General features: G+C 61.4%; 12 protein-coding genes. 9 read left to right on the plus strand and 3 right to left on the minus strand.

The window, feature by feature from the left end:
- Positions 1-44 precede the first annotated feature (44 nt).
- Genes EOE18_RS01865 through EOE18_RS01905 form a run of 9 tightly spaced genes read left to right on the plus strand, consistent with a single transcriptional unit; the run spans position 45 to position 7,624 of the window.
- Complete coding sequence (locus tag EOE18_RS01865; protein ID WP_127705583.1) at positions 45-1,535, plus strand: methyl-accepting chemotaxis protein; 1,491 nt, start codon at positions 45-47, stop codon at positions 1,533-1,535.
- Between the two features lie 30 nt (positions 1,536-1,565).
- Complete coding sequence (locus EOE18_RS01870; protein ID WP_127705585.1) at positions 1,566-1,826, plus strand: STAS domain-containing protein; 261 nt, start codon at positions 1,566-1,568, stop codon at positions 1,824-1,826.
- Positions 1,823-4,015 (plus strand): chemotaxis protein CheA, encoded by a 2,193-nt coding sequence (locus EOE18_RS01875; RefSeq protein WP_127705587.1) that lies wholly within the window; start codon positions 1,823-1,825, stop codon positions 4,013-4,015. Before EOE18_RS01870 ends, EOE18_RS01875 begins: the two co-directional genes overlap by 4 nt.
- Positions 4,012-4,908, plus strand: a complete 897-nt coding sequence (locus EOE18_RS01880) for a CheR family methyltransferase (protein WP_127705589.1) — start codon at positions 4,012-4,014, stop codon at positions 4,906-4,908. The genes EOE18_RS01875 and EOE18_RS01880 overlap by 4 nt, the downstream gene beginning before the upstream one ends.
- Positions 4,905-5,933 carry a protein-glutamate methylesterase/protein-glutamine glutaminase gene (locus EOE18_RS01885; RefSeq protein WP_127705591.1) on the plus strand — a complete coding sequence of 343 codons (1,029 nt, stop codon included), beginning with the start codon at positions 4,905-4,907 and terminating at the stop codon, positions 5,931-5,933. The genes EOE18_RS01880 and EOE18_RS01885 overlap by 4 nt, the downstream gene beginning before the upstream one ends.
- Positions 5,934-5,970: 37 nt before the next feature.
- Positions 5,971-6,501: a chemotaxis protein CheD gene (locus tag EOE18_RS01890; RefSeq protein ID WP_127705593.1), complete on the plus strand. Its 531-nt coding sequence runs from the start codon at positions 5,971-5,973 to the stop codon at positions 6,499-6,501.
- Between the two features lie 16 nt (positions 6,502-6,517).
- On the plus strand, positions 6,518-6,889 hold the full coding sequence (locus tag EOE18_RS01895) for a response regulator (RefSeq protein WP_127705595.1): 372 nt from the start codon (positions 6,518-6,520) through the stop codon (positions 6,887-6,889).
- Between the two features lie 25 nt (positions 6,890-6,914).
- Positions 6,915-7,355, plus strand: coding sequence for a chemotaxis protein CheW (locus tag EOE18_RS01900; protein ID WP_127705597.1), 441 nt, complete (start codon positions 6,915-6,917; stop codon positions 7,353-7,355).
- Positions 7,352-7,624, plus strand: a complete 273-nt coding sequence (locus EOE18_RS01905) for a hypothetical protein (protein WP_127705599.1) — start codon at positions 7,352-7,354, stop codon at positions 7,622-7,624. The genes EOE18_RS01900 and EOE18_RS01905 overlap by 4 nt, the downstream gene beginning before the upstream one ends.
- Positions 7,625-7,959: 335 nt before the next feature.
- Here EOE18_RS01905 and EOE18_RS01910 read toward each other — a convergent pair whose 3' ends face one another.
- The 3 genes from EOE18_RS01910 to EOE18_RS01920 form a co-directional block, all read right to left on the minus strand.
- A complete protein-coding gene (locus tag EOE18_RS01910; RefSeq protein ID WP_127705601.1) occupies positions 7,960-8,490 on the minus strand; it encodes a hypothetical protein in 531 nt (176 codons plus the stop codon).
- A 769-nt stretch (positions 8,491-9,259) separates the two neighbouring features.
- Positions 9,260-9,772: a Rid family hydrolase gene (locus EOE18_RS01915; RefSeq protein WP_127705603.1), complete on the minus strand. Its 513-nt coding sequence runs from the start codon at positions 9,770-9,772 to the stop codon at positions 9,260-9,262.
- Between the two features lie 70 nt (positions 9,773-9,842).
- On the minus strand, positions 9,843-12,467 hold the full coding sequence (locus EOE18_RS01920) for a TonB-dependent receptor plug domain-containing protein (RefSeq protein WP_127705605.1): 2,625 nt from the start codon (positions 12,465-12,467) through the stop codon (positions 9,843-9,845).
- Positions 12,468-12,469: the final 2 nt, after the last annotated feature.

The following is a 12,469-nucleotide window of genomic DNA, read 5'->3' on the forward strand; positions in this document are numbered from 1 at the left end:
CCGCCTACTAAACCGCAGAATTTAGGCGGTTTCTGGAGAAGACGATGCTCGACTGGTTTGAAAAGGAAGCCCCGATTCGGGAAAAATTCCGGGCATTGCTGTTTGTTTTGAGCGCATGCGGCGCTCTGGGCGTGCTCGGCGTGGTGCTTTTGGCCTTTGGCTTGGTGAACAGCACCATCGCCATCGGGCTGTCGGTGCTGGGCCTGCTGGGCATTATCGTCACCATTTCCGCAGCCTCCGAACGCATTTCCACGCCTTATATGTCGATGGTCGAACGCATGGAGGCGATGGCGCAGGGCGATTTCTCCAGCCCCGTGCATTACACCGAATATCGCGATTGCGTTGGCCGCATGGCCCGCACCGTTGTCAGCTGGCGCGACCGCGCCAATGCAGGCGCAGAATCGCGTGCTGCCCAAGCCGTGATCGTCGAAAAGCTGAGCGCCGCTCTCAAGCAAATGTCGGCCAACCAGCTCGACTGCATCATCCGTGAACCCTTCCCCGCCGGTCATGACGAATTGCGTCAGGATTTCAACGCTGCGGCCACCTCGCTGGCGCAGGCTTTGGAATCGGTCCGCGCCAGCGCGGCGGGCGTTCTGACCGGTGCCAACGAAATCCACACGGCATCGCACGATCTTTCCAGCCGCAACGAACAACAGGCCGCCACGCTGGAAGAAACCGCCGCCGCGATGAATCAGGTGACCGAAGGCGTGAAAGAAAGCGCCAAGAGCGCCAATGAAGTGCAAAAGTCGATCACCGAGGCCCATCAGGAAGCCACCGAAGGCGGCATGGTGGTGACCCGCGCGATCGAAGCCATGGCCGCCATCGAGCGCAGCGCGCAGGAAATCAACCAGATCATCGGCGTGATCGACGGCATCGCTTTCCAGACCAACCTCTTGGCCCTGAACGCAGGCGTGGAAGCCGCCCGCGCAGGCGATGCAGGCAAGGGCTTTGCGGTGGTCGCCAACGAAGTGCGCGCGCTGGCCCAGCGCAGCGCCGACGCGGCCAAGGACATCAAGGCGCTGATCACCACCTCGACCGAACAGGTTTCGGGCGGCGTGGGCCTCGTGCGCGAAACCGGCACTTTGTTGGGCCGTATCGTGGAACGCGTGGGCGAAATCACCACGCTGGTCAGCGATATTGCCAATAATGCCAATGTGCAGGCCGCAGGGCTGGATATGGTCAACAATGCCGTGGGCGAAATGGACCGCGTGACGCAACAGAATGCGGCCATGGTGGAACAATCCACCGCCGCCGCCCGCAGCCTTGCCGACGAGGCCCGCGAATTGAACTCGGTCGTTTCGCGCTTCCGCACCGGTCTGGCCCATGGTGGCGGCAACTATGCCGCCGCCGCCAGTTACAGCCCCGCCCAGAGCAGTGGGGACGCCGTGCCCTTCATCCGTTCCAGCCAGCGTTCCGCACCCCGTGCACCCGCAGGCCGCACCGCCTTTGCGCCGCAAGCGCCCGCCACCATGGGCAATCTGGCGCTCAAGCCCTCCGCCTCTTCGGCTCCGGCCGAAGACTGGTCCGAATTCTGATCGCGCTGACCGCCATCTAAGGAAATCGCCATGCGCAACATAGTCCTTCCCGCCCGCTGCGACCGGGCCGCCACCGAAGCGCTGCTGCCCGAATTTCAGGCCGCTCTGGGCGCTGGCCCGCTGTCGATTGATGCCAGCGGCACCGAACAGATCGGTCAGGCCATGCTGCAACTGCTGATCAGCGCCCGCCGCACCGGCGACGGGGCAAAAATCATCCCCTCCTCCGCCCTGATGGATGCTGCGCGCCTCACCGGACTGGAACACGCTCTGTTTGAAGGAACCATCGTATGAGTCCTGAGGAAATCCAGGGCATATTCTTCATCGAATGTGAAGAATCCTTGGCGGCTGCTGAACAGGGTCTGGCCCAGTGCAAGGCTGGCACCCATGATGCCGAAACGATCAACGCGATTTTCCGCGCGGTCCATTCGATCAAGGGCGGCGCAGGCGCTTTTGGCTTTGAGGCTCTGCAGGCCTTCACCCACACGTTTGAAACGCTTTTGTCGGATGTGCGCGAAAATCTCGTGCCACTGCCGCCGCTGGTCGATCTGCTGCTGCGCGCGTTGGACGTCCTGTCGGACCATGTGACCGCAGCACGCGAAGGCGGCAGCCCGCCCGAAGACGCCGCCCTGATCCGCGAATTGGAAGCGGGCATGGCCAATGCGCAAGGCGCGCATGCTGCCGAAGCCCCCGCCGCCGCGCCGCAGGTCTATACGATTGACGAGGAAGACCTCACCAGCGACGCCGATCTGGATGCCATGCTCAACGGGCTGGCCAATTCGGCGCCGCTTGATGATCCCGGTGGCCCCACCGCGCCCGAACCTGCTGGCTGGCACGTGCATCTGCGCGCCCATGCAGGCGCCATGCGCAATGGCGGCGAGCCTTTGCTCTTGCTGCGCGAATTGGCGCAATTGGGCGCGCGTTGCATTGAATGCGACACGTCCGCCGTGCCCAGCCTTGACGATTTCGACCCGCATCAGGGCTATCTGGGCTGGAGCTTCAGCGTTCCTTGCGATGTGAGCGAAAATGCCGTGCGCGACATTTTCGACTTTGTCGGCGATGATTGCCCGATTGCCATCGGCCCCAATTCTTCGATGCCGCCTTTGCAGATCGACAAGCCGCTGCATCGCCCCGCCCCCGCTGCCAGCGCGCCTGCGCCTGCGCCTTCTGCGCCGGTCGCCGCCGCTGCGCCCAAACCCGCCGCTCCTGCCGCGCCTGCTGCCGCTGCTCCCGTGCCCGCCCCCGTGGCGCCCACGCCGGAAACGGCCTCGAACGGCTCCAGCCCTCCGGCGGCCCCTGCCCCCGGTCAATCGATCCGCATCGATCTGATCAAGCTGGACAAGTTGATCGACACGGTGGGCGAATTGGTGATTGCCCAAGCCATGCTGGCCCAGCGCCTGCAGAATGAAAATGTGCAGTCCACCGAAGAGCTGACCCTGCTGGAAAGCCTGACGCGCGACATTCAGGAAAGCGCCATGTCGATCCGCGCCCAGCCGATCGGCAGCGTGTTCAGCCGCGTGCCGCGTATCCTGCGCGAATTGGCCAGCAGCACGGGCAAGCATGTCAACCTGCAGGTGTTTGGTGAGACGACCGAACTCGACAAGACCGTGATCGAACGGCTTGGCGAGCCTTTGACTCACCTCATCCGCAATGCGGTGGACCATGGTATCGAAAAGCCCGAAGACCGTCTGGCCAAGGGCAAGAGCGCCGAGGGGACGCTGACCCTGTCGGCCGAACATCGCTCGGGCCGCATCCTGATCAAGATTGCCGATGATGGCGCAGGCATCAACCGCCAGCGCGTCTTTGCCAAGGCCGTGGAAAAGGGCATTATCAGCCCCGATGCCCAGCTGTCGAAGGAAGAAATCGATCAGCTGATCTTCGCCCCCGGCTTCTCTACGGCGGCCACCATCACCAATGTCTCGGGCCGCGGCGTGGGCATGGATGTGGTGCGCTCCAACGTGAAGGATCTGGGCGGCCGCATCACCATCGAGAGCGAGGAAGACAAGGGCACGACCTTCATCCTCACCCTGCCGCTCACTTTGGCCATTTCGGACGGTATGATCGTGAAGGTGGGCGACCAGACGCTGGTGGTTCCGCTGACCCATGTGGTGGAAAGCCTGCGTCCCGATCCCAAGGATGTGCAGGGACTTGGCGCCTCGCGCCAGATGCTCAACGTGCGCGGGCGGTTCATTCCGGTCGTCTCGGTGGGGGCGGCGGTGGGCGCGCGCGGCGCGGTATCCAACCCCTCGCAAGGCGTGCTGATCGTGGTCGACACCGAAAGCGCAGGGCAAGCTGCGCTGATGGTCGACAATATCTGGGATCAGCGCCAATTCGTGATCAAGAGCCTCGACACGCATTATCGCAGCGTGGACGGTGTGGCCGGTGCCACCATTCTGGGTGACGGCCGCGTGGCGCTGATCCTGAATGTGGACACGCTGGTGCAAAGCGCGGTCAGCTCCGGCTTTGGTCTGGAAGCTGCATGAGCTATTCGGCGGATCTGGCTGTGCCCGATCTGGCGGGCACCTTTGCGGATACCATGCCCGGTATCAGCCCCGGCGTCTATGACGAGCGGGACTTCAAAGCCGTGGCAGCGATCATCCACAAGGAGGCAGGCATCATGCTGCCGCCCGGCAAGGCGATGCTGGTCTATTCCCGCCTCGCCCCGCTGGTGCGGGCCAGTGGTCGCGGCACTTTCTCCGGCTATATCCAGCTTATCGAGCAGGATGCCGGTGAACGCCGCAAGACGGTCAATGCGCTGACCACCAACCACACTTTCTTTTACCGCGAAGCCCATCATTTCGAACATTTTGCCGAAGTGGTGCGCCCGCGCATGTTGCAGGATCTGGCCCATGGCGAATCCGCGCGCATGTGGTCGGCGGGCTGTTCCAGCGGTGAGGAAGTGTTTTCGCTGACCATGACGCTGCTGGGGCCGGATCGTTCGCAAGGCGTGCAGATTGCCCGCCGCGACATCCGCATTCTGGCTAGCGACATTGCCGACCATGCGCTGCAAAAGGCCAGCGAGGGGCGCTATGACGCGAAAGATGCTTCGGGTCTGCCCGATGAACTGCGCCGCAACTGGACGCAAAATTCGGGCAACCAGATGGTGATTGCCCAAGAGGCGCGCAGCCTTGTGCAATTCAAGCGGCTCAATCTGCAAGGCGACTGGCCGATGCGCCGCCCGTTTCAGGTCATCTTTTGCCGCAACGTGATGATCTATTTCGACCAGCCCACCAAGGACCGGCTCGTGGCGCGTTTCGCGCAGGCGCTGGCCCCCGGCGGCTATCTCTACATCGGCCATAGCGAGCGCGTTTCCGGCCCTGCCGAAGACCTGCTCGAATCCGTTGGCCCCACGATTTATCACAGGAGAGCCCGGTGACGATCCGTGTTCTGATTATTGACGATTCCGCCACCATGCGCGCCGTGCTGGCCGCCCGTCTCTCGGGGAACCCCGATATTCAGGTGGTGGGTCTGGCCTGCAACGCCGCCGAAGGGCGCCAGCTGATCAAGGAGCTGGAACCTGATGTGGTGACGCTGGATATCGAAATGCCGGGGATGAACGGGCTCGATTTCCTCGACAAGATCATGACCTTGCGCCCGACGCCCGTCATCATCGTCTCCGGCCTGACTCAGGCGGGCAGCGATGTGACCGCGCGCGCCTTGGGCCTTGGCGCGGTGGATTGCTATTGCAAGACTGACTATGCGGGCAGCGCGATGCAGGATGGCGGCAAGCTGGCCGGTATGGTGCGTCAGGCGGCACAGGTGAAGGTGCGCCGCCGCGCTGCGCCCGAAGCCCCGCATATGGCCGCCCCGATGCGCGCTGTAAGTGCCAGCGGCGGGCGCAGCGCTACGCGCCTGATCGCTATCGGCTCCTCCACCGGCGGGGTGGAAGCCTTGCAGGTGTTGCTGCGCAATTTCCCTGAGGATTGCCCGCCAGCGATGATCGTGCAGCACGTGGACGCCCGTTTCGCGCCCGCCATTGCCCGCACGCTGAATTCTGTCTCGCCCGCCACCGTGGTTCTGGCCGAACCGGACATGCCGCTCAAGCGCGGCCATGTCTATCTGGCGCCCGGTGATGACCGCCATCTGATGGTGGCCGGCACCACCAGCCTGCATGCCAAGCTGCGCCCGGGCGAGCCGATTTCCGGCCATCGGCCCAGCGTGGATGCCTTGTTCATGTCCGTGGCCCAGCGCGTCGGCGCCGATGCCATCGGCATTCTGTTGACCGGCATGGGCGCGGACGGGGCGAAGGGCCTGTTGGCCATGCACCAGACCGGCGCCAACACCATCGCGCAGGATGAAGCCACCTGCACCGTTTTCGGCATGCCCCGCGTGGCCATCTCGCTGGGCGCCGCCCGCACGGTGGCCCCGATCGGCCGCATCGCCCAGCACGCATTTTCCTGAGAGGTAACGGCCTATGTCCTATGAAGCCCCCTCTCCCATGAACGCCATCACCAGGATCAACATCCTGCAGGGACAGGCGCGGGTATCTGCCGGACCACGGGTGGAATTTTCCACCGTGCTCGGTTCCTGCGTGGCCACCTGCCTGTTTGATCCCGATGTCGAAGTGGGGGGGATGAACCACTTCCTGTTGGCCGAGCCTCCGCAAGGATCGCATAGCGGCGATTTCGACGAGCATTACGGCGTCTACTTGATGGAATTGCTCATCAACGAGATGCTGGCCCATGGCGCGGCCAAGTCGCGTATGCGGGCCCATCTTTATGGTGGCGCCAATCTCAATTCCGGCTTTGCGCGGATCGGCACCAAAAATGCCGAATTTGCCCGCAGCTTCCTTGCCAGCGAACGCATCACGGTCGTGCGCGAGGATCTGGGCGGCAACAATGCCCGCCGCGTCGATTTCCGCCCCGCCCGCGGCCAAGTCCGCTGCCGGACCGTTGAAAACACCCTTGCCCCTGAAATCAAACCAACGGCGCGGCCCTTGCCGAACCGTGGTGATGTTGAATTGTTCTAAGAAAGCGAGCCACGCCATGAGCAAGAACACCCGTATTCTGACTGTTGACGATAGCGCGAGCATGCGCGCCCTGCTGAACCATGCGCTGACCAGCCAGGGCTTTGACGTGGCGCAGGCCGAGGACGGCGAAGTCGCCCTCGAATGGCTGGCGCTGAACGAGGTGGATGTGGTGATCACCGACATCAACATGCCTCGTCTCGACGGCTTTGGCCTGATCGAAAAGCTGCGTCAGGGCAATCGTCACCGCGACCGGCCCATTCTGGTGCTGACCACGGAGAGCAGCGAGGAAAAGAAGGCGCGTGCACGTTCGGCCGGCGCCACTGGCTGGATTGTGAAGCCCTTTGATCCGGAAAAGCTGGTCGCGGCGGTGCGTCGCGTTGCCCATTGATCTTCTGGCTGAAGGAGTATGAACCATGCACCGTGAGTTAATCACCTTTGAAGTGGGTGGGCAGGTCTTTGGCATAGACATCATGGCCATCCGCGAGATCCGCGCGTGGAGCCCCACCACGCGCCTGCCACGCGTGCCCCATTATGTGGCGGGCGTGGTCAATCTGCGCGGTACGGTGTTGCCGGTGATCGATCTGGCGGCGCGTCTGGGCTGGGAATCGACCGAGCCAAGCCCGCGCCATGCCATTATCGTGACGCAGCTGGGCAGCCAGGCCTGTGGTTTGATCGTGGATTCGGTGAGCGACATCGTGACGCTCTCCAATGACGCGCTGCAACCCCCGCCCAGCACCGCCAATGACAGCATCATCACCTTCCTCGAAGGGCTTGCCGCCATCGAGGACAAGATGGTGATGGTGCTGGCTCTGGGCGCGCTGGGCGATGGCAACGAGTTTGGCGAAGCGGCATGACGGACGATGCGCACATAGCGGCCCATCTCACAACAGTGGCCGATGTGCTTCACGAACTCGCCAGCGAGATCGAGGAGCTAGGCACCACCTTGTGCATGGATCCGGCCATCATCGCCCATCATGTCGGCACGTTGCAATCGATCGACCTGATTGCCCAGAAACAGCGCTGGCTCGCCACGCTGCTCAAGGCGGATTGTCCTCTTTCGGCGGTCAATACCATTGGCGTGGAGGCTTTGAAGGCTCGCTTTGCCTCCCCCAACGCCCATTGACCAACGCTTGAGTTCAGCCCCGCGCTGAGCGTTCTTGCCAGGCTAGAGGCCCTCTTCGGTTGCCCGCCGTTTAACAGCGGCGGCGCGGCAGAAGGGGGCTTTTGCCTGTTTGACCCGCAAGCCGTGGCGGTTGGGAAAAGGCAAACAAGACAGGGCCATAGCTCTCGGCAAATGCCTAAAGACCATGCGAGAGGTCTCTAATGCCTTGTTGTTATTCCATGTTCACCGCAGGCGAGAATCGCGATTGGTACAAAACCAAGGCTCTCGACTGATGGACCCAACTTTGCCCCGGCCGTCCGTCCCTCCTCCGGCCGGGGCAGTTTTATGCCCGACAGTTAATGCAAAACCGCGTGTTCAGGCACGCGCCATTCTTCCACATCCAGCGCCAGATCGCTGCGCCACGCGCGGCCGGTTTTGCCAATGCCCACCGTGGCGGTCGGATCGGCCCCCTGCGCCGCCGAGGCCAGACAGGCCGCCAGCGCGGACAGGAGCGAAAGCGCGGGCGTTTGCGCTTCCGAGGTCATTTCCTCGTCCATATCGGGCAGGATGACCGAGGCCAGACAATCGCCATCAATCGAGCGCGACAGGATATAGGAGGCATTCTCCGGCATCAGCGCCAGCGCCGCGCTGTCATGGGCGCCCATCTTCACCAGCGCCTGCATGGTGGACATAGGCGGCAGATGATCATGCAGGCCGGTTTGCACCTGAGGCGCCTTGGCGATCAGGCCATAGGTTTTCAGCAGAAGATCGCCCTCATCCTCGCTTTGCGCGCTCGCACAGTCGCGGCACAGCTCGGCCAGGCGCAGGCGCCATTCAGCCATGGTCATGGCCAGTTTGCGGGTGATGGGGGCGATGTCTTTGCTCATGCCCCCTTGTCACCCGCGAATCGGGAAGAGAGCAAGCAAGGTAACCATAAGATTAAGCAAGCCCTGTCCCCCGCTGGCACGGCCTATGGAATTACCGCTATATTGCGGTACAATCCCGCCCCATATTTGGACGTTTCTTGGCCAATAGTTTAACCGAGCCAAAACAGACGCTGTACGAGGCATATTCTTCGCATTTGCGGCGTAGATTTGTTACGATTTGATGCGCTGCAAAACGTCTTTTTTCTTGCAGGATGAACGCGCTAGGCGTAACAATCAGGACATAGCAAGGCAAAGTTGATAAAAACACATCACCGTCAAAACAGCGGCGATAGTATTCAACACAAAGCCAAAAGGAGAGGATGCTAAAATTTGTTCCTGCCGAGTCATTCGGCAGAGGTTAAATTGTTGGCGTATAATTTCCCGAACAGCGATACTTAGAGAATAGATGAAGCTTGCCTTGTCTGACGCCTAAAAAATAAGCGAGGGTGCAGACAAAGCAGAAGGCGGGATGCCCGGAGCAAGGCGGAACCACAAATGAACAGCATTTGTCGCCCCATCCGGATAACAGCTCCCGCACTTAAGCGTGAATAGCGACCTTGGTTTCGCAGGCACCCAAACAAGGCCGTGATTTTTGCGCATCACCTAGCCCGGGCCATTCCGGGTCGGGCAAGCCGATGACGAGTAAACGACCCCATCGTCATCGGCTTGCCTCCTTTATCCGACATCCATGGCCGTGCAACACGCAACCATGACGCGCCAGACAGACGCCTCAGGGCGCCTTGGCGGCAATCGCCTCAATCTCGATATAAATCCCCGGACGGCCCAACGCGGCGACCTGCACGGTCGATCGGGTAGGCTTGTTCGGCTGTTCTGCCGTGCCGAAGTAGGTCTTGAACACTTCGTTCATCGCGCCATTGTCCATGCGGCCGCCTTTTTCCGGCACGCCAACCATGAACACGGTCATCTTGACGATGTCACCCATGCCCCAGCCCATGCCTTCCAACTGGGCCTTCATCTTGCTCAGGATCGATTTGGTCTGGGTGGCCGTATCACCCAATTCCTCGGGCTTGGCAGGGTCGATAGGCGAGGCGGTCGAACCGGACAGATAAAGCGTCTTGGAACCGACCGGCACCAAAGCCGTGCTGCCGATCACCGCCGTCGGGCTGCTGGCGGTGCGTTCGATGACCGGCTTGGGCGCGGGGGCCTTGGTGGCGGCCATAGCGGGCGCGGCTAGCAGGGCCAGACCGGCAGCGGCCAGAGTAACAGGCAAGCGCATCATCATTCTTCCCTCTTTTCACGCAAAAAGGGGTGGGAAGCACAATGCCACCCACCCCTTCATGCAAAGCCTTAGCTTAGAACTTCACGCCCACGCGAGCGTAGTAATAGCCGCCGTTGATGCCATAGGGCGAGAACGTCGGATAGGTCACGCTGGAATAGGAACGGTTGCCGGTCGCCAGATAGTAGTTGCGAATGACATCCGCCACCTTGGTGGGATAGTGGTTGGTCAGGTTGTTGGCGCCGATGGTGAACTTCACCGCCTTGGTCAGCTGATAGCTGACGTCCAGATCGGTGATGACCGCTGCGGCAATATGCTCGCGGAAGTCGGCACCGGTGGAGGGCAGCTGGACCAGCAGGCCCGAAGCGCCATAGAAGCTTTCACGCAGATTGACGCTCAGCTTGTCCTTCTTCCAATAGGCGCCCAGCGTAGCGCGGAACTTGGGCGTGGTGTCCTGCAACTGCGACACGTCAAAGCGCGAGATCAGCGCCGAGGCGGTCGGGTTGATGGTGCTGGAATAGAGCGCCGAAGGCAGGGCCGCGATCTTGAGCACCTTGTTGTCGTTGTAATTCATGGCCAGCGACCAGTCGATCTTGCCATAGCTGCCCAGATCGATGGGATAGGTGGCCAGGAAGTCGACGCCACGGGTGCGCATCTTCACGCCATTGGCAAAGGTCTGGATCGACACGGTGCCCGAGGTGTTGCGCACGGTGCCCGCCGTGGTGTCCTGCGTCAGAACATAGGCAGGGATGGTGCCCCCCAGAGCGGCGGCCACAGCGTTATACACCGCCGACTGGTTATACAATGCATAATTGTCGGCATTGTAGCTGCTGACGCAACCCGAAAGCGTCGAGGCGCCCGAGGCATTGTAATTGCTGGAAGGGCAATATTGGCCACGGAAACCATAGAAGCTGGACGAGATGATGATGCGGTCGCGGATCGTGGTCTGATAGGCGTCGATCGTGATCGTCAGCTTGGGCAGCGGGTTCAGCACGAAACCAAGGCTGAAATTGGTCGACTTTTCAGGCTTCAGACCGCCAAAGCCCAGAGCGGCAGCACCGGCCGAGTTGGCAGGCAGCACGCCACCCACCGAGGACGGGCCGACGTTGATGCCCGAATAGAAGCTTTCCGCCAGCGTCGGGGCGCGGAAGCCGGTCGACACCGTGCCACGGATGGCGATGGCGGGGTTGAAGTCATAGCGCTGCGTCAGCTTGAACACGGTGGTGTTGCCAAAGTCGCTGTATTTTTCATGACGCACCGCGCCATCCACCAGCCACTTGTCGGTCACTTTCTGGCTCAGGTCCAGATATTGCGAGAAGTTGCTGCGGGTGTGATAGCCAGCATCGTTCGGGCTATAGCCAAAGAAGGACTGGGCGCCGCCGCCATAATAGGAAGCCGGATCACCAGCGACGATCTGATAGCTTTCCTTGCGGAATTCCAGACCGGCAGCAACATGCAGCGGTTCAGCCAGACCGGTCTTGAATTCGCGCGTCAGGTCCAGCGTGGTGTCCCACATGGTGGTGATGAAATCGCCATCGTGGAAATTCGAAGGCGTAAAGCCGGTCGCCTTGTAGAGTTCGGCATTAGCCGAATCCACCACGTAAACGCCGATCATGTCCTTGCTATATTGGGTCGCCAGATCGAAATTCGTATCGGCGTAGACGCCCTTGAAACCTGCCGAAACCTGATAATCGGTTTCCTCGATCTTTTCCTTCGGGTTGAAACCGGCGGGGAAATAGGGAACGCCCGACGAGCTTACCACCGTGGCGGGGGTGCGATAGTTTTCATAGGCATAGGCAATTTTCTTGCCGAAGCTGCCAAAGCTGTAAACTTCGAAATCGCCGAAAGTGTAACCAGCATTATAGGCTACCGTGGTCTGGCGGATCTTGGGATCGCCCAGCACGCGGTTGGCATAGGGATAGTTGGCCGCCGTGGTCAGGGCCGGATATTTGGCCAGATTGGCAGCGGCCACCGTGTTCGAACCATAGACGCGCGGATCAACGTCGCCGCGGAAGCTGTAATCCTTGAACTTGGTCTGGGCCGAGATGTTCAGATACATATTCTCGACCGGCGCAATGCCGATATTGCCCGAAACGTCGAGGCTGCGGCCGCCGCCATCCATATACTGGCCACCGGTGGCGGTGATCGAACCGCCGTGATCGGCCTTCTTCTGGATGAAGTTGATCACGCCTGCGATAGCGTCCGTACCATACTGGGCAGCAGCGCCGTCCTGCAACACTTCAACATGGTCCACCGAATCGGCCAGCACAAAGCTGATATCTGGCGCGGCGCCACCGCCGTAAGGACCGCCCGAGACGTTGACGTTGGCCGAACCATGGCGGCGCTTGCCATTGACGAGGATCAGCGTGTGGTTGGGCGACAGGCCGCGCAGCTTCATCGACAGGTTGTGGGCGGCAAGGTCGGAACCAAAGGCCTGAGCCTGGATCTGCGGCAGGTTCTGCGCAAGGCTCTGGATCAGATCGGGCTGGCCGGTGCGCTTCAACAGATCGCTGCCCAGCACCTGGATCGGTGCAGGGCTGTCCACCGCCTTCATGCCCACGGTGCGCGTGCCGGTCACGATGATGGCGGTGCCTTCATCACCGGCAGCAGCGGCAGGAGCATCGGCGGCATGAGCAACATTGGCGGCAAGGATGGTGGAAGCAAGCAGGGCAATGGTGGTAGCCCGATAGTTATTTTTCATGC

It is taken from the genome of Novosphingobium umbonatum (assembly GCF_004005905.1).
Lineage (GTDB): Bacteria > Pseudomonadota > Alphaproteobacteria > Sphingomonadales > Sphingomonadaceae > Novosphingobium > Novosphingobium umbonatum.

What these genes read in the sequence shown, in the direction of transcription:
- EOE18_RS01875 (WP_127705587.1), top strand. Translation starts at nt 1,823, where the DNA reads ATGAGTCCTGAGGAAATCCAGGGCATATTCTTCATCGAATGTGAAGAA.
- EOE18_RS01870 (WP_127705585.1), top strand. Translation starts at nt 1,566, where the DNA reads ATGCGCAACATAGTCCTTCCCGCCCGCTGCGACCGGGCCGCCACCGAA.
- EOE18_RS01880 (WP_127705589.1), top strand. Translation starts at nt 4,012, where the DNA reads ATGAGCTATTCGGCGGATCTGGCTGTGCCCGATCTGGCGGGCACCTTT.
- EOE18_RS01920 (WP_127705605.1), bottom strand. Translation starts at nt 12,467, where the DNA reads ATGAAAAATAACTATCGGGCTACCACCATTGCCCTGCTTGCTTCCACC.
- EOE18_RS01905 (WP_127705599.1), top strand. Translation starts at nt 7,352, where the DNA reads ATGACGGACGATGCGCACATAGCGGCCCATCTCACAACAGTGGCCGAT.
- EOE18_RS01895 (WP_127705595.1), top strand. Translation starts at nt 6,518, where the DNA reads ATGAGCAAGAACACCCGTATTCTGACTGTTGACGATAGCGCGAGCATG.
- EOE18_RS01890 (WP_127705593.1), top strand. Translation starts at nt 5,971, where the DNA reads ATGAACGCCATCACCAGGATCAACATCCTGCAGGGACAGGCGCGGGTA.
- EOE18_RS01915 (WP_127705603.1), bottom strand. Translation starts at nt 9,772, where the DNA reads ATGATGATGCGCTTGCCTGTTACTCTGGCCGCTGCCGGTCTGGCCCTG.
- EOE18_RS01910 (WP_127705601.1), bottom strand. Translation starts at nt 8,490, where the DNA reads ATGAGCAAAGACATCGCCCCCATCACCCGCAAACTGGCCATGACCATG.
- EOE18_RS01865 (WP_127705583.1), top strand. Translation starts at nt 45, where the DNA reads ATGCTCGACTGGTTTGAAAAGGAAGCCCCGATTCGGGAAAAATTCCGG.
- EOE18_RS01900 (WP_127705597.1), top strand. Translation starts at nt 6,915, where the DNA reads ATGCACCGTGAGTTAATCACCTTTGAAGTGGGTGGGCAGGTCTTTGGC.